At 64.3% G+C, this 20225-nt stretch carries 18 protein-coding genes; all 18 read left to right on the top strand.

Annotated features, from left to right (window positions below):
- Positions 1 to 94: 94 nt before the first annotated feature.
- A complete protein-coding gene (locus VGE27_RS16185; RefSeq protein WP_331050713.1) occupies positions 95 to 1807 on the top strand; it encodes a two-component system sensor histidine kinase NtrB in 1713 nt (570 codons plus the stop codon).
- A complete protein-coding gene (locus tag VGE27_RS16180) occupies positions 1804 to 3183 on the top strand; it encodes a sigma-54 dependent transcriptional regulator (protein ID WP_331050712.1) in 1380 nt (459 codons plus the stop codon). Before VGE27_RS16185 ends, VGE27_RS16180 begins: the two co-directional genes overlap by 4 nt.
- On the top strand, positions 3180 to 3545 hold the full coding sequence (locus VGE27_RS16175) for a type IV pilin protein (RefSeq protein ID WP_331050711.1): 366 nt from the start codon (positions 3180 to 3182) through the stop codon (positions 3543 to 3545). Before VGE27_RS16180 ends, VGE27_RS16175 begins: the two co-directional genes overlap by 4 nt.
- 314 nt (positions 3546 to 3859) lie before the next feature.
- Entirely contained in the window at positions 3860 to 4240 is a 381-nt protein-coding gene (locus VGE27_RS16170; protein ID WP_331050710.1) for a type IV pilin protein, read from the top strand.
- 183 nt (positions 4241 to 4423) lie between these two features.
- Positions 4424 to 5626, top strand: a complete 1203-nt coding sequence (locus tag VGE27_RS16165) for a sensor histidine kinase (protein WP_331050709.1) — start codon at positions 4424 to 4426, stop codon at positions 5624 to 5626.
- A 54-nt stretch (positions 5627 to 5680) separates the two neighbouring features.
- On the top strand, positions 5681 to 6103 hold the full coding sequence (locus tag VGE27_RS16160) for a hypothetical protein (RefSeq protein WP_331050708.1): 423 nt from the start codon (positions 5681 to 5683) through the stop codon (positions 6101 to 6103).
- On the top strand, positions 6100 to 6966 hold the full coding sequence (locus VGE27_RS16155) for a hypothetical protein (RefSeq protein ID WP_331050707.1): 867 nt from the start codon (positions 6100 to 6102) through the stop codon (positions 6964 to 6966). The genes VGE27_RS16160 and VGE27_RS16155 overlap by 4 nt, the downstream gene beginning before the upstream one ends.
- Before the next feature lie 77 nt (positions 6967 to 7043).
- Complete coding sequence (locus tag VGE27_RS16150; protein WP_331050706.1) at positions 7044 to 8096, top strand: hypothetical protein; 1053 nt, start codon at positions 7044 to 7046, stop codon at positions 8094 to 8096.
- Positions 8097 to 8384: 288 nt separating this feature from the next.
- The gene (gene pilM / locus VGE27_RS16145; protein ID WP_331050705.1) at positions 8385 to 9425 is read left to right on the top strand and encodes a type IV pilus assembly protein PilM; all 1041 of its coding nucleotides are present in this window, start codon (positions 8385 to 8387) and stop codon (positions 9423 to 9425) included.
- A gap of 11 nt (positions 9426 to 9436) precedes the next feature.
- The gene (locus VGE27_RS16140) at positions 9437 to 10180 is read left to right on the top strand and encodes a PilN domain-containing protein (protein WP_331050704.1); all 744 of its coding nucleotides are present in this window, start codon (positions 9437 to 9439) and stop codon (positions 10178 to 10180) included.
- A 12-nt stretch (positions 10181 to 10192) separates the two neighbouring features.
- Positions 10193 to 10813 (top strand): type 4a pilus biogenesis protein PilO, encoded by a 621-nt coding sequence (locus VGE27_RS16135; RefSeq protein WP_331050703.1) that lies wholly within the window; start codon positions 10193 to 10195, stop codon positions 10811 to 10813.
- On the top strand, positions 10810 to 11343 hold the full coding sequence (locus VGE27_RS16130; protein WP_331050702.1) for a hypothetical protein: 534 nt from the start codon (positions 10810 to 10812) through the stop codon (positions 11341 to 11343). The genes VGE27_RS16135 and VGE27_RS16130 overlap by 4 nt, the downstream gene beginning before the upstream one ends.
- Positions 11340 to 13505, top strand: a complete 2166-nt coding sequence (locus tag VGE27_RS16125) for an AMIN domain-containing protein (RefSeq protein WP_331050701.1) — start codon at positions 11340 to 11342, stop codon at positions 13503 to 13505. The genes VGE27_RS16130 and VGE27_RS16125 overlap by 4 nt, the downstream gene beginning before the upstream one ends.
- A gap of 22 nt (positions 13506 to 13527) precedes the next feature.
- On the top strand, positions 13528 to 15939 hold the full coding sequence (locus VGE27_RS16120) for a hypothetical protein (protein ID WP_331050700.1): 2412 nt from the start codon (positions 13528 to 13530) through the stop codon (positions 15937 to 15939).
- A gap of 150 nt (positions 15940 to 16089) precedes the next feature.
- Complete coding sequence (aroC, locus tag VGE27_RS16115) at positions 16090 to 17286, top strand: chorismate synthase (RefSeq protein WP_331050699.1); 1197 nt, start codon at positions 16090 to 16092, stop codon at positions 17284 to 17286.
- A gap of 8 nt (positions 17287 to 17294) precedes the next feature.
- Positions 17295 to 17846, top strand: a complete 552-nt coding sequence (locus VGE27_RS16110) for a shikimate kinase (RefSeq protein ID WP_331050698.1) — start codon at positions 17295 to 17297, stop codon at positions 17844 to 17846.
- 3 nt (positions 17847 to 17849) lie between these two features.
- Positions 17850 to 18278 carry a DUF494 family protein gene (locus tag VGE27_RS16105; protein ID WP_331050697.1) on the top strand — a complete coding sequence of 143 codons (429 nt, stop codon included), beginning with the start codon at positions 17850 to 17852 and terminating at the stop codon, positions 18276 to 18278.
- 4 nt (positions 18279 to 18282) lie between these two features.
- Positions 18283 to 20225: type I DNA topoisomerase (topA, locus tag VGE27_RS16100; RefSeq protein WP_331050696.1), on the top strand; the 1943-nt coding region annotated here is incomplete at its 3' end.

Here is a 20225-nt window from a genome sequence, read left to right as displayed (position 1 = left end):
GGGTAATTCGTCAGAGTAGTGCAATCTGCAAGACCGTCGGGCATTCCGCTCCTCTTGCATTCTGCATGACTCTGATTTCCAGACGATCCACTTCGTGCGTCACACGCCCGCCCTGCCGCAGGCTCCGGTACAGGAAATGCTCGATCCCTCGCGCATGTTGCGCTGGGTCTGGCTGGGCCGTGCCGTGCTCGCCTGCGCCATTCTGGTGGCGGCGGTGTTCGTCTGGAACGAAGCAGACCCGACCTCCACGCTCATCGCGACGCTGACTTTCGCGAGCGCGATTCTTGGCACCGGTCTCTCGGTGATGTACCGAGGCATGGAGGGGCGGGTCGTTGGTTCGGCGTTCTACGCCGTGCAGTGCGCCCTCGATCTGCTGCTGGTGACGGCGGTCGTGCACATCACCGGCGGTTGGAGTTCGCAGTTCGCGGCCCTCTACATCCTGGTTATCGCGAGCGGCGCACTGCTGCTTTCCTTTCGTGGCGGCCTGGTCGTCGCGGTCGGCGCGTGCGCCCTCTATGTAGTGGATATCGTCTGGCTCCGCCCTGGCACCCCGCCGTATATCGGCATGGCGGTCCAGATCGGCGTCTTCGCTGTGGTGGCCGTCGGGTCGGGGTTTGTGGTATTGCGACTCCGGCAGGCTGGCATCGGACGCGAGGCCCTGGCCGCGCAGCTCATCAAGGTGCAGCTCGAAGCGGCAGACATCCTCCGCACGATCCGCTCCGGTATCATGACCATCGATGGGCGCGGCTTTCTGCTGTACGCCAATCCGGCCGCCTCGGAGTTGCTGGGGATAGATCTGCGGGGACACACCGGACACCCGATCCTTCCGCTGCTGATGCGCGTCGCGCCGCGGCTCGCCGAGCTGCTCGAGCACAGCGCGCGTGACCACGTTCGGACGACACGCGCGGAAGGGATGATCTTCCGCGACGGCGAAGAGATTGAGATCGGTGTGACCACCACGGTGGCCGATGCCGTACGCGCAGACGGCACGACCAGCGCCACCGCCATCTTTCAGGACATCTCGGACAGCAAGCGGCTGCAGGCGTTGAATGTGCGCGCCGAGCGGTTGCAAGCGGTGGCGGAATTGAGTGCCTCGCTGGCCCACGAGATTCGCAATCCCTTGGCCTCCATTCGCAGCGCCACCGAGCAGTTGGCTCGGCGGCGGTCGCGTCAGGTGGACGCCGATGAAGACGAGCGTATCCTGCACGGACTTGTGGTGCGCGAAGCGGATCGCCTGAGTCGATTGCTGGCCGACTTCCTCGACTTTGCGCGTGCCCGCGTGACGCGCATGGAAACGTTGGATCTGGGCGCGCTTGCGCACACCGCTGCGATGCTGGCCGCTTCACATCCCGATCGTGCCCCCGGCGTGCAGGTCACGGTGGATGTCGTGCCTGATCTGCCACGCACGCATGGCGACGAAGACCTGCTGCACCGCGCCGTGTTCAATCTCGTGCTCAATGCCATTCAGGCGCTTGGCAGCGAAGGGCATGTCTTCGTGGAGGTGGATCGCTATCACCCCGCATCGCATGGCGTGCCCACCACCGCCATCACGGGTGACTTGATTGCGATCAGCGTGACCGACGACGGCCCGGGCATCCCCGCAGAGCTGCGGGAGCGTCTGTTCGAACCGTTTGTGACCAGCAAGAGCGGCGGCTCGGGGCTTGGCCTTCCTGTCGTACATCGAGCTGTCGAAGCACACCGTGGCGTGGTGTTGGTGGATTCACTCCCCCAGGGCACGCGCTTTTCTATTGTCTTGCCGCTGTCAGCGGTGAGCACCAGTTCCAGCCATCTTGGAGTGGCCGCGTGACCTACGCTCTTTCGGAAGATGCTCCGCGCGTGCTCGTCGTCGACGACGAGACGAGCATTCTCGATTCCCTGCGCATCCTGCTGAAGACGGAGGGCTTCGCGCCTTTCACTGCACAGGGGGGACGCCAGGGTGTTGAGCGGCTACCCGAGCTGCGACCGGACATCGTGCTCACCGATGTGCGGATGCCTGACGTCACGGGCGTGCAGGTGCTCAGCTCTGCGCGCCAGATGGATCCCGACGTGCCGGTCATCCTCATGACGGCACAGGCCACGTTGCAGTCGGCGGTGCAGGCGGTGAATGAGGGGGCGTTCTACTACATCCAGAAGCCGTTTCGCAACGACGAGTTGATCGCGATTCTTCGCCGTGCGGCAGAACACCGCAAGCTGCGCGTCGAGAATCAGGTGCTCAAGCAGGAGATCCGTCGTCGCGAGCGCAATGCGTCGCAGCGTCCGGTGGGTCGCAGCAAGAGCTGGCTCGAAGTGTTGCGCCTGGCAGAGACGGTGGCGCCCACCGATTCCACCGTGCTGATCACGGGCGAGTCAGGTACCGGTAAAGAAGTCATTGCCCGCTACATTCATGAGTTGAGCGCCCGCACCGATCACAGCTTCATGTCGATCAACTGCGGCGCCCTGCCGGAGTCGCTCCTCGAGAGCGAACTGTTCGGTCACGTGAAGGGATCGTTCACCGGTGCCGTGAAGGACAAGCAGGGTTTGTTCGCCGCTGCCAATCAGGGCACGTTCTTTCTCGACGAAATCGGCGAGACCACGCCGTCCACGCAGGTCAAGCTGCTGCGTGCGCTCCAACAGCGCGAAGTGATTCCGGTCGGTGCCACGGAATCGGTCACGGTGGATACGCGCGTGCTGGCGGCGACCAATCGGGACCTCGAGGAGGAGATCAAACGGGGCGGATTCCGCGCCGATCTGTTCTACCGTCTCAATGTGATCGCGGTGCACTTGCCGCCTCTGCGTCAGCGTGCCGACGACATTCCGTTGTTGGCCGAAGGTTTCCTCGCGCGCTCGGCGTCGTTGCGCAAAGAAGAGCCGAAGCTGCTCACCGATAGCGCCCTGGACGCGCTGATGGCCTATACCTGGCCCGGCAATGTGCGTGAGCTGGAGAACGCCCTGGAACGGGCCGTCATCCTGTGCAGTGGCAACAACATCTCGGTCGAGGCCCTGCCGGAACGCGTGACCGCGCGTCGCGCCGAGCCCCTCGTGAGTGAAAAAGCCCCGGTCAACCCCACGCTGGAAGCGATCGAGCGCGCCTATATCCAGTGGGTGCTGCAGAACGAGGGGGGCAACAAGAGCCGGGCAGCTGACATGCTCGGGATCGACCCGTCCACACTGTACCGTAAACTTGCACGCTACGGAGACGCATGATGTTGAATACCGGAATGCGACGCCGCATCGGGTTCACGCTGCTCGAACTGCTCGCGGTCGTGACCATCATCGGATTACTCGCGGTGTTGGCCGTGGCCAAGTTCGGCGATTCGAAGCGCCGGGCCTATCTGGCGGCGATGAAGTCGGATTTGCATTCTCTTGCAACGACTGCGGAGTCTCGGTTCACCTCTGAGAACTCCTACGCCAACATGCCAGTGCCAAAGGGATCTGCCGGTGTGACGCTGACATTCGATGGAGCGATCACCGCTTGGAAAGCAACGGCGACCCACAGCAGTCTGCCCGGCGTGACCTGCACGCTGGAATCTGGACCTGGGCTTCAGTCGTCGATCGACTGTCACTAGGGCATCGTTACACGTTCAGGCTAGCGACTGGCCGGTGTCCGTCACGTACGGAGACCGGCTGTTTCATTCCCGGCACAGGCCCGTGCCACGACCTATCCTCGTGGGGGCGCTCAGCTGTTGCACGCTGCAAGGATTCTTGCGAAACACCAGCGGAAATGAAATGGCCAGGTGTGCGAAGAAATGATGCAAGTCGTTGAATGACAACGGGTTCTATTGTGCCAGATGCTGTGGCAAGGCTGTTGCCATATGCGTCGGTGTCGCAAGGCTCGCCACTACCGGCGGACTTGCCGAACCCCCCCAAACTGGAGAACACCATGAACCGCACGCGCAAGGGCTTCACGCTCATCGAACTCCTGATTGTCGTCGTCATCATCGGCATCCTGGCCGCGATCGCGATCCCGAAGTTCAACGACACGAAGAAGAAGGCCTACATCACCGCCATGAAGTCCGACCTGAAGAACCTGGTCTCGGCCGGCGAAGCGTTCTTCTCTGAGAACAACACGTATGTGGGTTGGGCCATGCCGACCGTCGGCTCGTCGGGCGTCGCGATCGCCCCGGGCACGCTTTCGGCCACGGGCTGGTCGGCCACGGCGACGCACACGAACGCTGCAGGTTCGAGCTGCGAAATCGGCGTCGGCACGGGCAAGCCGGCGGCACTCGCCGAAGGCGAGCCGGGCGGCACCACCTGCAAGTAAGCAGGTCCGCAACACGCAATACCGACGGCCGGCTCGTCTGACGAGTTGCACCGGATTGGGGGAGGGGGTCGGGCGAAAGCCCGGCCCCTTTGCCGTTTGATGGACCTTGGTGCAATGCGCCACGTCACGTTCATACAAAAGTGACGGTTGCCACTCGGACGCCGAGCACGCATCCTGAACGGCGTGACCGAACCCACCCGCCCACGGATTCACGATCGGCTGCAGCGCGTGCTCGCTGTGGCCTGCGCGCCGACGATTCTGGCCATCATCGTGACGATGTGGGTGACCGAGGAACTACCCCATGCCACGCGATGGCCGGTCGTCGCGCTCCTCGTGTTGCTGGTGGTGATCGTCTTCGCCTCCGTGCTGCGACGCCAGGTCGCACGGCATGTCGAGCGACCGCTGGCCGAATCGGTAGAGGTGGCCGAAGCCATCGCGGGCGGCGACAGCAACCGCATCGTGCCCAGGGCGGAAACGCGTGAATTCGATCAGTTGGCCACGAGCATCAATCGCATGACCGAGCAGATGCTCGCGGCGACGCAGTCCCGCATGCGCGTGGAAAAGCTCGCGACGATGGGCCGAATCGCTGCCGGCATCTCGCACGAGATCGGCAATCCGGTGGCGGCCATTGCGAACTATGCGCATGTGTTGCGTATGCGGACGTCGCAGGTGCCTGGCACTACCGAACCGATCGATGCCCTCGAGCGGGAGATCACCCGCATCGATCGCATCATGCGTGGGCTCCTCGACTATGCCCGGCCACGCCGCCTCACGCCCAAGCCCATCGCGGTTGATGAGGTCATCACCGATGTGCTGCGGCTGCTCGCCGACCAGGGGCTGACCCGCCGCTTTCGCATCTCGCGTGAGCTCGAAGCGCCCGATGGCGTGGTGTACGCAGAACGGCATGATCTGGAGCAGGTGTTCGTGAATCTGCTGCTGAATGCCGTGGATGCCATGGATCGCGAAGGTGAGGTGGTCATCCGTTCGCGCATCAATGAGGCCAGTGCGTTTGCCGATTCGATTGAGAAGCGTCGTACCGACCCCGCACCGCAGCGCTGGGCGCATCGCCCGAGCAAGCGAGCACTGGCCTGGCTCGCCCGCCCCGAGTCACCGGCTCGGTTTCTTCAGATCGTGATGGCTGACTCCGGGACTGGCGTGGCACCGGAAGATGAGGAGCGGATCTTCGAGCCGTTCTTCTCCACCAAGCAGCCCGGCAAGGGAACCGGTTTGGGATTGGCCATCGTGGCCAGTACGATCGAAAATCTGGGCGGTACCGTGTGGGTGCAACGTGCACGCGAAGGCGGGGCCGCCTTTGTGATCCTGCTGCCACTGCACGGTAGCGGCATGCGTGCCGTGGTGCCGGATGCAACGGCGTTGCCAGGGTAAGTCCCGCGACGTTCTGGTGACACAACATCGGCAGGGGAAACCTACTGTGGTCCCATGTCGAATCCTCCGTGTCACACCGCCACCGCACTGAAGCGTCCCGCTCCCACCAATCGTGGGGGCACGGTGCTCGTGGAATGCCTGGTGTCTCTGGTGCTGTTGGCAGGCGCCGCCGCGCTGCTGCAACTCATCGCCAGCAGTAGCGCTACCACGCTTGATCGAGCGTTGCAGGTGGACGCCACGCTCGGGACGGTGGATCTGGTGCACCAGCGGTGGATCCGCGCCACCTGTGCCAACGGGAGCCCTGGGCACTGGATGCCCACCCTGCCCGTGCGCCTGGACATGACGGTCGTGCCGGAGGCCAATGGCGCTCTCCATGGCCTCAGCACACGCTCGATGTGGACGGTCTCCGCCCTCGCTGTCGGCGACACCCGCCAGCACGAGCGAATCCTGACCGCCGCATTCCGGTGCGACCCATGAGTGCCGCTGTCGCCCGTCGCGGTTTCACCCTCGTCGAACTCACCGTTGCGCTGCCGCTCGCCATCCTCGTCGCGGCACTGGCAGCGGTGATCCTGGTGCGGCAGGCGCAGCATGTGCGCACATCCGAGTCACGTAGCGGTGCTGTCCGCGAACTGCGACACGCACGGCTGACCATGGAAACCGATCTCGCATCCCTCAATGCAGAGGACGTGGTGAGCGTCGCCGATTCGCTCATCGAGTTCCGGGCGCACCTTGGGATCGCCCGTAGCTGCGCCGTCGATCCCACTGGGTCTGTCACCGTGACGATTGCGGATGCTGATAGACTCTGGCTCGCCGGCTTGCGCGCTGGCGACATCATCACGCTATGGCGCGGAGGGCGTTCACCGACGGCGCGGCCAACCTCGGTGCGGACAACCGTACTGGCAACGGCAACGTCCACCGGCCGCGGTTCCTGTGGCGCAGACACCAACCAGGCACGGTGGAACATCCCTATTGCTGGAGTCGGCCCGGGGACCTTCCTCGTCGGAACGCCAGCTCGACTGCAGCGGCTCACTCGCTACTCCCACTACCGCAGCGGAACGCACTGGTGGCTCGGCAGGCGTACCCGCGACGCCCACACATGGGATGGCGTACAGCCACTCGCCGGCCCCCTGCAGTCCTACGCAAAACGTGGTATGCGCGTGCACCTCGTGAACGCCATGGGCAGCATCACATCTGCGACGGATTCGGCAGCCGCTTTGGTCGTGAAACTGCACGCACCACGCACCGTCAGCATGACTCCAGTCGCCGCCGATGAATCCGTGCATTTCGAGATCGCCATGCGCGGTGCCGCAGCTTCCGCACGCGCGGTGCCATCACCATGAACACCAACTTTGCCGTGACAACGTGCGGGCGAGTGAACGCCGCGGCGACCCGCACATCCGCAACAAGCCCGACCGATATGCCCGCACCCGTACGCGCGGGATTTACGCTACCGTTTGTCATCATCGCACTCGGTGCCGTCGGCATCATGGCCCTCACCTTTGTCACAGTCACCATCCGTGACGCCAGTGCTGTCGATCGCGCCGCCCATGCGCAGCGCCTTGCCATGGCGGCCAATGCTGCGCTCGCATTGGCCATGGACCGATGGCGCGCCGATTCACTCTGGGCACATCCGCTGTCAGCGGGAATCACGCGAACCACTGTCGCGACGCAAGGCGACCGCCTGACACTCACCGTGCGCCGCACACACCCCCTCGTGGCGGTGTTGGATGTCGACGCGCGCTATCGCGATCCTCGACACGCAGTGGAGATGCGTCGGCATGCGCAGAACATCGTGTGGCTTGAGCCGCCTGATGCCAATCTGACGGCGGCGCTGACCGCTGCAGGCGACGTCACCGCACGCGATCCCACTCTACTGTCAGGGGTCGATCTGAACGACGCGGCATCGCCGTGTGGAGCTGATCGCGACACGCTGAGCGTTGGATCCGTGACGGCGTACGATGTGAGTCCTGAGACAGTGAACGGTTGGACGCTGCCCCAGCGCTCACCACTCACATCTGATGATCTTCCCGGACTTGACCGGTTGCGCCTCACAGCACTGCGGCTTGGCCCCGTCGTCTCACGTTCGGCAGACCCCGCTCCCGTCAACGTCACAGGCAGTACATCACCCAACTGGCAATTGCTGTCACTGCAGGGGCCCGTCATCCGCCTCAACGGGAACAGCCATCATCGCGGGCTACTCCTCATCGACGGTGATCTGGTGCTCACAGGAACACTCGCGCTGGAAGGGCTCCTGGTGGTAAGCGGTGCTCTCGATGCACGCGGGGGAGCGCTCACTGTGCACGGTGCGGTGGTGGTGCTGGGGAATGGAGGTGCTGTCGGGCAAGTGATTGCAACACTGGGGCATGCGACACGTGTGCAGTTCGATCGCTGTCGCGTCGGCATGGCTCTCGCCACGGTGGCGACCCCGCGAATGGCGCCGTTTCAACTGTGGAATCCCGGCGCGCCTTGAACCGCTGCGGTACGTGCGGAGCCCACGCAGGACGCTCACGACCACCATCGAGTGGACACAAGCCGGTCAGAACGGCCGACCGACGGTGTGGCCGAAATAGGCCTCCAGTATCACGGTGTGGGCAGCCGTACCGGCCGTCCTCCTAGGGGCAGCCGTTACCTCGTGAGGCTCGGGTCGTTTCAAGGGAGACATGACCGGATTGTGCAGGTCAATCTGTCCCGTCGGATGGGCCCACGGCGAGACACCCGCATGTGCAAACATGCACTCACGCTGCAACCACTCACTCCCATGGCGCTCTTCGGCCGCAAGAAACTGACTGTCGGACTGGATGTCGGCTCCGGACTCGTGAAGGCTGTGGTCATCGACCACAGCAACGGCACGCCCGAGTTGGCTAAAGTCGTCATCACGCCGCTCAACGACACGGCGATCGTCGAAGGCGAAGTCATGGACCATGGGATCGTCGCAGATGCCATTCGCCAGACCATCTTGGCAACCGGCATCAAGACCAAGCACATCGTGACCGCTGTCGGCGGCCGTGATGTCATTGTCAAAAAGATCTCCATGGAGCGCGTGAAGGAAGCGCAGGCCCGGGAGCTCATGCGATGGGAGGCGGAGCAGCATGTGCCGTTCGACATGGATTCCGTCGAACTCGATTTCCAGGTACTCGACCCCGATGGCGATGGACTCGACATGAGCGTGTTGCTTGTCGCGGCCAAGCGTGAACTGGTCGAGTCGAAACAGAGCCTCCTGCAGGAAGCGGGTGCGGCCGCTGCGGTGATCGATGTCGATGCGTTCGCCTTGCACAACGCCTTCGAAACGAACTATCCCGATGCCATGAATGGCACGGTGGCGCTGCTCAACATCGGAAACGAGGTCACGAACCTCAATATTCTCGATGATGGCGTGCCCATCCTCACGCGTGACCTCGGCGTGGGCACCCGCCGCTTTCGCGAGGACCTGCAGCGTGAACAAGGGCTGAGCGCCGACGAGGCTGAGGATCTGATTCGCAGCTTCGATCGGCAGTCCGTTCTCGACAACGCCATCGCCATGCGCGGCGAAGAGCTCGCAGTCGGTGTAGAGCGCGCCGCGACATTCCTCGCGACCTCGTCACGTAGCTTCGGGCAGATCCGTGCGGTGTACGCCTGCGGCGGCGGTGCGCGCGTTCCAGGCCTGTTGCCCTGGTTGTCCGATCGCCTCCGCATCCCGGTACAGCCGGCGAACGCGCTGGCCAAGCTCACGGTGCGCGAAGGCGCGCTGGAATTTCTGTCCACCGATGAAGTGGCACCGCTGCTGATGCTGCCGGTGGGACTCGCGCTCCGCGCGGCCTGAGGATCTACGCCATGATGCTCGAAATCAACCTCGCTCCTGGTGCTCGCAAGGGAGCCCGCAACGCCGGTGGCTTCGCGTTGCCCAGCTCACTGGCATCGATTGCCGCCAACATCCGTGACCCGTTCCTGCTGGGTTCGGCAGCGTCGGTCGTCGCGGCAATCGCCGTGGTAGCTGTGTTGTTCACCAGTCAGAGTGCACGTGCGAGTGAGCTCGATGTCCGTCTCGAACGCGCGCTGCGTGACTCGACCCGCTACGCCAAGGTGCTCGACGCACGCCATCGCCTCACAGCTGAACGTGACTCCGTGCACCGCCAGCTGCAGATCATCCGCACCATCGATGACAATCGCTACAACTGGGCACACATCCTCGATGAAGTCAGCCGCGCGCTGCCCGCGTACACCTGGTTGACCACCATCGAACAGACCAGCAAGACGCCGCTCCCACCGGGCACTGATACCGAGGCGAAGGTGGCAGACGCGGCGGCGAAGAAGGACGCTGAGGCCAAGCCGGATACGGTGGATGTACATCCGCCGCTCACCTTCCGTGTGGTTGGCCAGACCGTCGATATCCAGGCGCTCACGATGTTCATGCGGCAGCTTGAGAGCTCGCCGTTCGTGCAGGCCGTGTCTCTCACGAAGTCCGAAATCGTGATTGTCGACGGAAAGGACGTCACGCAGTTCGAGTTGACGGCTGCCTATGAAGTTCCGCCCGCTGGCGTCGTGCAGACGTCGCCGCTCGTTGTTCCCGTGCGCTGACCAGAGATCACCATGGCCCTTGCCCCCATCAGTCAGCGCGACCAGGTGAAGCTTCTCATTGGCTTCGCCGGGATCGCGCTCGCCGTCCTGTACTGGATGTACCCCCACACCGCCAAGGACGAGCAGCTCGCGCTCGACGAGGCGCGCATCTCCGTCATCGAAGGTGCGAACCAGCGCGCCGCGCGTGAGTTCGCTTCCGGCAGCATCGAGACGCTACGGACGCAGGCCGCCGAGAACCGCTCGGCACTCACCGTCATGCGTCGCCTCGTGCCCACCGGCAACGAAGTGCCCGCCCTACTCGAGGAAGTCAGCACGGCGGCTCGTCGTGCCGGCCTCGATGTTGGCGGCGTGGTGCCCGAGCCCGTCATCATCGGGGATCGCTTCGACACCTATCGATACACGGTCACCATCATCGGCGGCTATCACCAGTTCGGCGAGTTCCTCGCCAACGTCGGTTCTCTGCCTCGCATCGTGGCACCGGTGAACTTCTCCATCGCTTCCGGAGCGGCTGGCACGTATCGCCCCGGACAGGTTCGCACCTCTGAGAAGGGCGCCCTCGCGTCGACTATCACGCTGCAGACTTATGTCGAGAAGACGACCCCAGCCCCGAAGGCCAAGGAGCGTGCCTCGTGATCGGTAGCACCATGTCCCGTCTCGCCGTGGCGGCGATGATGATCGCTGCACCCCAGGCGCTCGTCGCGCAGGGTGTTGTAGATACCAAGCCCGCCACGCCTGCGCGCGTCGTCTCTGCGGAAGCCGCCGGCACCGTGAGCACCGTCGGTGCGGCCGCGGCGGCTCGCAAGGGTGCGGCTCCAGCGCCGGCCACTGAAATCACGCTGCATCGCGAAGTGTTCTCGTACAGCGGGGGCGGTCGCCGTGATCCGTACAAGTCGCTCATGTCCAGCAGCGACGTGCGTCCGCTGCTCAGTGACCTCCGCTTGACGGCAGTGGCGTTCGATCCCGACGGCCAGAATTCCGTCGCCATCCTGCGCGACAGCTACTCGAAGCTCCAGTACCGCATTCGCGTGGGTCAGCAGCTTGGACGCCTCCGCGTCAGCGCGATCCGCCAGAAGGCGGTGCAGTTCACCATCGAAGAATTCGGATTCAATCGGCAGGAAACGCTGTCTCTGAGCAGCGACACGACGAAAGTGAGGAACCCATGATGGGACCGACGACCGTAGCGGTAACTGCCGCCCTTCTGGTGTATGGCTTCGCGCCCAGCACCCCGGCGACAACCGCCCCCTCGGCCGCCAAGGCCATCACCCATGAAGATGGTGCGCCGATCCGCGGACGCGTGCACGCCGTCGAAGTCGCGCCGGCCGCTGGTGGCGCGGATGTTGTCATCGCCGCGGACTCCGGCTTGACGCTCGCCCATTTCTCGCTCGAAGGCCCGTCACGCATCGTCGTCGACCTCGGCGGTGCGAACCTCGCCGTGCGCACCGCGTATGACGGCAAGGCCCGTGGCCCGATTCGCAACGTGCGTCTTTCGCAGTACCGTGCCGACACGGTGCGCCTCGTCATCGATCTCGACGTCTCGCGCCGCTACACCGTGCAGCGCGACGGTAACAGCGTGCGCATCGCGCTGACCGCACCGGCCATGGCCTTCGCGCCCTGGGCCAGCAACAACACCGTGCGCACCACGACGGCCGTGGCAGCTGGTCACCTGGACGTACCTGCGGCAATCGTGCCGGCGACGCCCGTCGCACTCATGACGGAAGCGCCGAAGGTCGAGGCACCGAAGGTTGAAGCGCCCAAGGTGGAAGTGGTCAAGGCAGAGCCGGTTCCGACCGAACTGCCGAAGGCCGCGCCAGTCGCGGTCAACAGCACGCGTCGCCAGGCGCAGCCGAAGCCGCGCATCACCGTCAGTTACGATGGCACGGACATTCGCGACGTGATTGCCGCATTTGCCACTTTCTCCGGCCGCACCATCGTGGTCGGCAAGGATGTGCAGGGTGTGGTGACGGCAGACATCGCCGACAAGCCATGGGACGTCGCGCTGCAGGCCATCCTGCAAGCGCAGGGCCTCGCCGCCACCGAAGATGCCAGCGGCATCATCGCCGTTGACAGCTATCGCAATCTGGCGCAGAACCAGGCCCTCGAGCCGTTGATCACCCAGATCGTCGACGTGAACTACGCCAAGGCCACCGTGCTGCGCGGAACGGTGCAGTCCCTGCTGGCACGCGATTGCACCGGCATGAGCACCGCGGCAACGGGCCGGGACATGGGTGTCGGCATGGCGCAGGGCAACGGCAGTGGCAACGGGCAGCAGAATCAGATGGGCGGACAGGGTTGTGTGGTGCGCGGATCGGTCGCCGCCGACAGCGCAACCAACAAACTGATCATCACGGAAGTGCCCTCGCGCCTCCCCGAGATCGTGGCCCGCCTGCAGCAGCTCGACATCCGTACGCCGCAGGTGGCCATCAAGGCCAAGATCGTTTTCGTCAATCGCACCGGTATCCAGGACATCGGCCTCGCGTACGACCTCGGCACCGGCAACAAGCAGTTCTTCCAGCAGCTCGTGCCGCGTACCGATCCGAACACGCTGACGCCAGTTGATACTGATGGTGATGGTGTACCGGATGCGATGGGTGGTGGGTCGCCGTATGAAGGCCCTGCGCGCATCAACCTCGGTGGCAACGCCATCGCCGGTATCGCGAATGCCAACAACGCGATCAAGCCCAACGCACTGAATCTGATCTACAGCACGGCCCTCGGTCGCTATCAGTTGACCGCGTTCTTGAACGCCCTCCAGACATCATCGCTGGCCGACGTACAGTCGGAGCCCAGCATCACCATCCTGAACAATCGCAGCGCCGAGATCTTCGTCGGCCAGGAAATCCCGATCCGCGTCATCGACGCCTCGTCCGGCGGCGGCGGACAGGGTGGCGGCGGTGGCGGTGGCGGCGGTGGTGGCGCTGCGGGGCAGCCCAACGCGGCGGCCTTCTTCCCACGCGCGACTGTGTCCAAGGAAGAAGCCGGCATCAAGCTGTCAGTGACGCCGCAGATCACCAACAACAAGATGGTGATGCTGAACATCAAGGCGGAAAACTCGAGCGCCGAAATCTCGGCCACGGATGTGGGTGTCATCTTCAACCGCCAGCGCGCCGAATCGCAGGTGCTGGTGGCGGACGGTGAAGCTGCTGTCATCGGCGGACTCACGGTGACCGAAACGACGCGCTTCCGCAGCGGCATCCCCGTGCTCATGAATCTTCCGTTCGTCGGCCGGCTCTTCTCGCAGAACACCAAAAACGAGACCAAGCGCGACCTGCTCATCCTGGTCACGCCGCACATCCTGGACGAAGGCGTAACGCCCCCAGGCCGTTAACGCGACCAAGGACGCTGCCATCATGAATTCACACAACACCGGGCGCGCATCGACGCGCCCCAGCCTGACGCGTCGCCTCGCGTCGCTGGTCGCCATCGGGGCCTCCCTGGCCCTCGGCGCCTGCAGTGGCGACGAAGTCATCGACCCGCCGTTCAAGGACTCCATCAAGCCGACGGTGGCCGTTGCCAAGGGCAATGCCACGGCCGACTCCTTGCTGGCCGTCACGATCAATGCCCGCGACAACATCGGTCTCAAGCGTGTGCATCTGATGCTCGAAGGAGGCATCACTGCCGCCTACGACACCACGATGACAAGCGCGGTGACCACACTGACACTGTACGTGAATGTCCGTGTGCCCTCCAACGCTCCGATCGGCGCCACGGTCACCGCTCGCGCCGTCGCCGTGGACGGAGCCGGCAACAGCTCGGATACCTCACGGGTGTCCCTGACGGTCGGCAACCTCGAGCCGCCCGTATCGCTCATCACCAGCCCGGTCGCCAACTCGCCCGTCGTGAGTGGCAAGGCGCTGGTGCTGTCGCTGTCCGGCAAGGCGCGTTACAAGGTCCGCACGCTCGGCTATCAGATCACCGGTGCCTACAACACGCGTGACTCGGTGCAGTACTCGTCTCCGCTCCGTGACTCGGTGGGCATGCTCGACACCCTCGTCATCCCCGACTCGGTACGCGGTGCCACCATTCAGGTGACGCCGTTCGTGATCGACTCGCTCAACCAGCGTGTCCCGGGTACGGCGGTGTCGTATGCCGTCCAGAGCCCGGCCAATGCGAATACGGTGCCGGTGGTCCGCACTGGTGTTGCGCGCCGCGTGGAAGTGAGTGACACCATCTTTGTCGAAGGCACCGATCCGGTCGGCATCTCCACCCTCGGCTACGAAGTGCGCAGCACCACGGGCCAGCTCCTGGCGGCCGACTCTGTGTCGTCAACGGGGGCCTTCTCCACGTTGGTCCGCACATTCCGCACCCGGATCCCCGTAACGGTGTTTCCGACACAAGTCGCGGTGTACGGTTTCGCTCGGAACGCCAATGGTCGACGGGATGTCGCCCGCCTCACTAACGGCGCGCTGCGTCAGGATACGGTGCTCGTTGTGGCGGGGCACACGCGGTCGCTGCCACAGGGCGGCCAGGTGGCTGATGCGCTCTACTTCTCACGCAACGATCGCTTGTACCTCACCAACATCGAGCGCAATTGGCTCGAGGTGTTCAATGTCGCGGATTCCACTTTCGGTTCTCCGATTGCAGTGGGTTCGCGTCCATGGGGGCTCGCAACGTGGCCGCGAAATCGCAGCGGCGATGTGGGGGATACCTTGATCGTCGCCAACTCGGGTGGTACGAACCTGAGTTATGTGGATCTGCGTGCGGGATCCAACGGACGCGAAGTCTATCGGTACCCGCTGCCGAATCTGATGGTTTACTCGATCACGTCGACGCGGTCTGCCACCACAGACCAGATCATCACGCAGCGAACGGCCTACGACTTCAGTGATCGCCCGCAGTTCGTGGCGGGCACCTGCACTGGTGGTCTCACCCCGACCTCTCCGTGCGAAGACGTGGTGGCGGTGTACTCGACCACGCCGACGCCTGGGCAAAGTGGCCCGTTCCCGAAGATGGGTACGATTCGCTGGGAGAACCTTTCGAAGCAATCGTCGCACTTCTTCTTCGAGCAGGCGATCGGGCAGAGCGAAGGACGGTCTGATACTCTTGAAATCGTGCGCTTCGCTGCCGCAGGTGTCGGTTCGGATTCGGTCCTTCTGCCATACAAGCAGACGGTGAGACGAGCAGACGGAACGACTTGGGAGTACTCCATCGTTGGTCGACTCGACTATTTGGCCTTCCGAGATACCACCTTTGTTCGCAGCTCCGGCAACTTCCGGCGCGCGGTGTTCGGTGAAGGTGGTGCCGTGCTCGGCAGCCGGGCGATGATGTACGATGCCACGATGGGCTTCGATCGTACCCCGCCGCTTCCCGTCATCGATCGCGGTATCTCCCGGCCGATTGACGTGACGGACTTTATTTCCAACACGTTCGCTCGTGTACAGGGCGTTGGCATCAACTTCGACGGCGAGTTGAGTGCGGTGAAGGGCGACTCGACCTATGTGTTCGATCCCACGCTGCGATTGCAGGGCATTCTGGAGTCGAAGCCCAGTACGGGTGGGCTGGATTTCCACCCACAGAACGCAGGGCCGCGGTCTACGGTTTTGCGGACTCGTCTTGCCTTTGTCGCCTCGAGCGATCCGGTGATCGACGTTTTCGACACCTATTGCTACCGTAAGATCGCATCGATCGCCGTCCGTGACCCGATGATCGGACCGGTGCGTGCCGCAGTACGCCCCAACGGTCAGCTCATGTTGATCGGCGCGACCGTCCGTGGCGTGACCATGGTGGCTCTGCCGGACACCTTCACGACGACCTGTTTGTAGTCGATAGCCCCGTCGGTGCCCTTGATCAGGGCACCGACGGCACAGTACGGGAGGAGGCGCACGGCATGTGCGGGTGGCAAACGGGGATCCCAACGGGACTCCCGGGCGCCGCCCTACAGCCGAGCCCTCCTCCCGTCTACGTTCCGGGGTATGTCCAACCTCCGCTTCACCACCGCTGGCGAGTCCCACGGACCCGCACTCGTCTCCGTGCTCGAGGGGATGCCCGCAGGCGTCCCACTCCTCGCCGCCGATGTCGACACTGAACTGGCGCGGCGGCAGCAGGGATACGGACGCGGACGGCGCATGCAGATCGAAACGGACCGCATCGAGTTCCTCTCCGGCGTGCGCGCCGGCGAAACCCTCGGTTCGCCGATCTCCATGCTCGTGCGCAACAGCGATTGGAAGAACTGGCAGGAGATCATGGACCCGGCGCCTCGCGAAACGGACGCGGCCGGGCTTCGCAAGCGTCACGTCACCCGTGTGCGCCCGGGACATGCCGACCTGACCGGCATCCTCAAGTACGATCGCGACGACGCACGCGACATTCTCGAACGCGCCTCCGCCCGCGAGACCACCTGCCGCGTCGCAGCGTCGGCTATCTGCCGTGTGCTCCTGCGCGAACTCGGCGTGCACATCGGGTCGCACCTCGTGCACCTTGGCGGGGTGGACGCCACGCGCCCGGAAACGCTGCCCGCAGACCTCAATGCCGCCTCCGACGCGTCGCCCCTGCGCACGCTCGACAAGGACGCCGAGGCGCAGATGATCACGCGCATCGACGCGGCCAAGAAAGAGGGCAACACGCTCGGCGGCATCTGCGAAGTGGTCGTGACCGGCCTGCCGGTGGGCCTTGGATCCCACGTTTCCTGGGATCGCCGTATCGATGGTCGCCTCGGGCAGGCCATGCTCTCCATCCCGGCCGTGAAGGGCGTGGAGATCGGCATGGGCTTCGAAACCGCCCGCCGCACAGGCGCTGAAGTGCACGACGAGATCGAGCCGGCGCTCGGCCGCACCCGCGCGGGACATGTGCAGCGCCGTAGCAATCGGGCCGGTGGCACCGAAGGCGGCATGACCACCGGCGAAGATCTGGTGATCCGGGTGGCCATGAAGCCCATCTCCACGCTCATGCGTCCATTGGGGACGGTCGACGTGGCGACCGGCCAGTCGGCGCAGGCTGTGGCCGAACGCAGCGATGTGACTGCCGTTCCGGCGATGGGAGTGATCGCCGAAGCCATGGCGGCCTTTGTGCTCGCCGACGCGGTGCTCGACAAGTTCGGTGGAGACTCGCTGGCCGAGGTGCAGCGGAATCTCGACGCGTACCTGGCGCGGCTCGACGAGCGCGTGCGCTGAGCCGGTCAGTGGTCAGCGACGCACCGCGCCAGATCGACGGGCATATCGTCTTGGTGGGGCTGCCTGGGGCGGGGAAGACCACCGTCGGGCGGTCCGTAGCGAAGGCGCTCGGCCGACCGTTTCTCGACTTCGACCTCGAGATCGAACGCCGTGCCGGCATGTCGGTGGCGCGCATCTTCGCGGAACTGGGCGAACCGGCCTTCCGGCGCATGGAGGTCGAGTTGACCCGGGAACTCTCCGCCGCCCCCCCGATGATCCTGTCGCCCGGTGGCGGCTGGGTGACCAATTCGGGGGTGATCGCGATGCTCCGGCCCCCCGGCTGCCTGATTCATTTGCTGGTTTCCCCGGCCGAAGCGGTCCGCCGGTTGTCGCGCTCGCGTACCACCAGACCACTGCTACTGCAGGCGGACCCGTCAGTAAAAATGCAGGCCCTGTGGGATGCGAGAGCCGGGCTCTACAATAGCGCTGATACGATCCTGAATGTGGAAGTTGTTGAACCGCAAGCGATTACAGATTCTATCGTGGCGCTTGCCCACGGAAGGATGCCGGCGATAGGTTAGGAAATGGACGATCGCTGGACGCCTGTTCTTGCCGAATTGCGGGAGAGATTTGCCGCCGACACCGATGTGGTGGAGGTTGAGGCGTATCTCTCGTCGCAGGGATACAGCCGGCGTCAAATTGGTGAGATCCTTTCCTTACTGTATAGCGATACTGTGCCGACCCCGGCGTGGGGCGGTACCAACAGTGCTCTGGAACCATCCCTGCGGGTACAGGGTCCTCACGAGCGTGGTCGGTTCTCGACCGATGCCTGGGGCCACCTCATTGCGTTGCACCGGGCGGGGTCCCTGAGTCTGATCGACTTCGAGCAACTTGTGGAGCGCGCGCTGATCCATGTCGATGGCCGCATCACCCTGTCGGATGTCCGCGCCATCGCGGAGGATCTCGGGGTCGACGACGGCGCCATGGGACGCGAGCGCCCCCTGATTCACTGAGCTGATGCCAATCAAGAAGGCCGCCAAGAAGGCGGCGACGAAAAAGACCGCTGCAAAGGCCCCCGCGAAAAAGGCGGCAACCAAGGTTGCGGCCAAGACCGCGACCAAGGCGCCTGCGCGCAAGACGCCCGTCTCCAAGGCGGCCGTGCGAAAGACTGCGTCCGGTAAGACCACCGCCCGCAAGGCGGCCGCACGCGCCGAAGCCGTGGACCTGCCGGAAGACGATGAGCCGGCTCCCGCAGGTGGCACCGCGCTGGTCATCGTCGAGTCGCCAGCCAAGGCCAAGACCATCGGCAAGTACCTCGGCCGCGGTTACACGGTCAAGGCCACGGTCGGGCATGTGCGCGACCTGCCCGCCAAGAAGCTCGGCATCGATATCGATCACGGATTTGCCCCCGAGTACGTCACCATCGAGGGCAAGGAAGACATCCTCACGGATCTCAAGAAAGTCGCCAAGGGCGCGCGCGAGATCTTCATCGCCACCGACCCTGATCGCGAAGGTGAAGCGATCGGTTGGCATGTGGAGCAGTACTTCACGCAGCCCAAGCGGCACGCCGTCTCGGCGCCCATTCGCCGCGTGATGTTCCACGAGATCACGAAGGACGCCGTGCACAAGTCCATGGCCAAGCCCATGGACATCGACAACAAGAAAGTCGAGGCCCAGCAGGCCCGTCGTGTGCTCGATCGCCTGGTCGGCTACAAGGCCAGTCCGGTGCTCTGGAAGACCGTCAAGAAGGGTCTCTCGGCCGGCCGCGTGCAGACCGTGGCGCTGCGCCTCATCGTCGAGCGTGAGCGCGAGATTCGCGCCTTCACACCCGTCGAGTACTGGAGCATCGCCGCCGATCTGCAGAAGGGACAGCAGCCGTTTACCGCCAAGCTGCACCAGGTCGACGGCAAAAAGCCCGAGATCCACAACGGCACCGAAGCCGATCGCATCATCACCGATCTCGCCGGTCGCAAGGAGTTCGTCGTCACCGAGGTGAAGCGCCGCGAACGGCGCAAGAATCCGGCGGCGCCGTTCACCACGTCCACGCTGCAGCAGGAAGCCGCCAAGAAGCTCGGCTTCGGCTCCAAGCGCACCATGCGCCTCGCGCAGGACCTGTACGAAGGCATCGACGTGGGCATCGATGGGGCCACGGGCCTCATCACCTACATGCGTACCGACTCCACGCGCGTTTCCGAAGACGCCGCCAACTCGGCGCGTGAATCGCTGCGCGCACAGTTCGGGGACGACTTCCTCGCGCCCACACCGCAGCTCTATCCCAGCGGCAAGGCCAACGCGCAGGACGCCCACGAAGGGGTGCGCCCAACGGATCCATCGCGTCGGCCCGAGCAGGTGCAGAAGTACCTGACGGCCGATCAGTTCAAGCTCTATCAGCTGATCTGGCAGCGCTTCATGGCGTCGCAGATGTCGCCAGCGGTGTTCGACACCACCACCGTGGACTTCGATATCCCGGTGAAGGAGGGCGATCGCCGCTACCTGTTCCGCGCCACCGGCTCGGTCGTGAAGTTCCAAGGCTTCCTTGCGCTGTACCGTGAAGCGCGTGAAGAAGGCGACGCCAAGGCGCTCGAAGACGAACAGGCACTGCCCGTGCTCGAGGTCGACGAAAAGGTGCCGGTGAAGGCGATCACGCCCACCCAGCACTTCACCGAACCCCCGCCGCGCTTCTCCGAAGCCTCGCTGGTCAAGGAGCTCGAGCGCGCCGGTATCGGCCGTCCGTCCACCTACGCGTCCATCATTTCGGTGCTGGTCGAGCGGCGTTACGTCTCGCTCGAACAGCGTCGCTTCTTCCCCACGTCGCTTGGTGAGACCGTGGAGAAGGTGATGGTGAAGAAATTCCCCGACGTGTTCAACGTTGGCTTCACCGCGCAGATGGAAGAGGAGCTCGATAAAATCGCCGAAGGTGAGATCGATTGGGTGCGCGCCTTGGGTGATTTCTGGACGCC

This window comes from Gemmatimonas sp. (assembly GCF_036405635.1).
Taxonomy (GTDB): Bacteria; Gemmatimonadota; Gemmatimonadetes; order Gemmatimonadales; family Gemmatimonadaceae; genus Gemmatimonas.
This window is presented reverse-complemented; position numbering and strand designations above follow the sequence as displayed.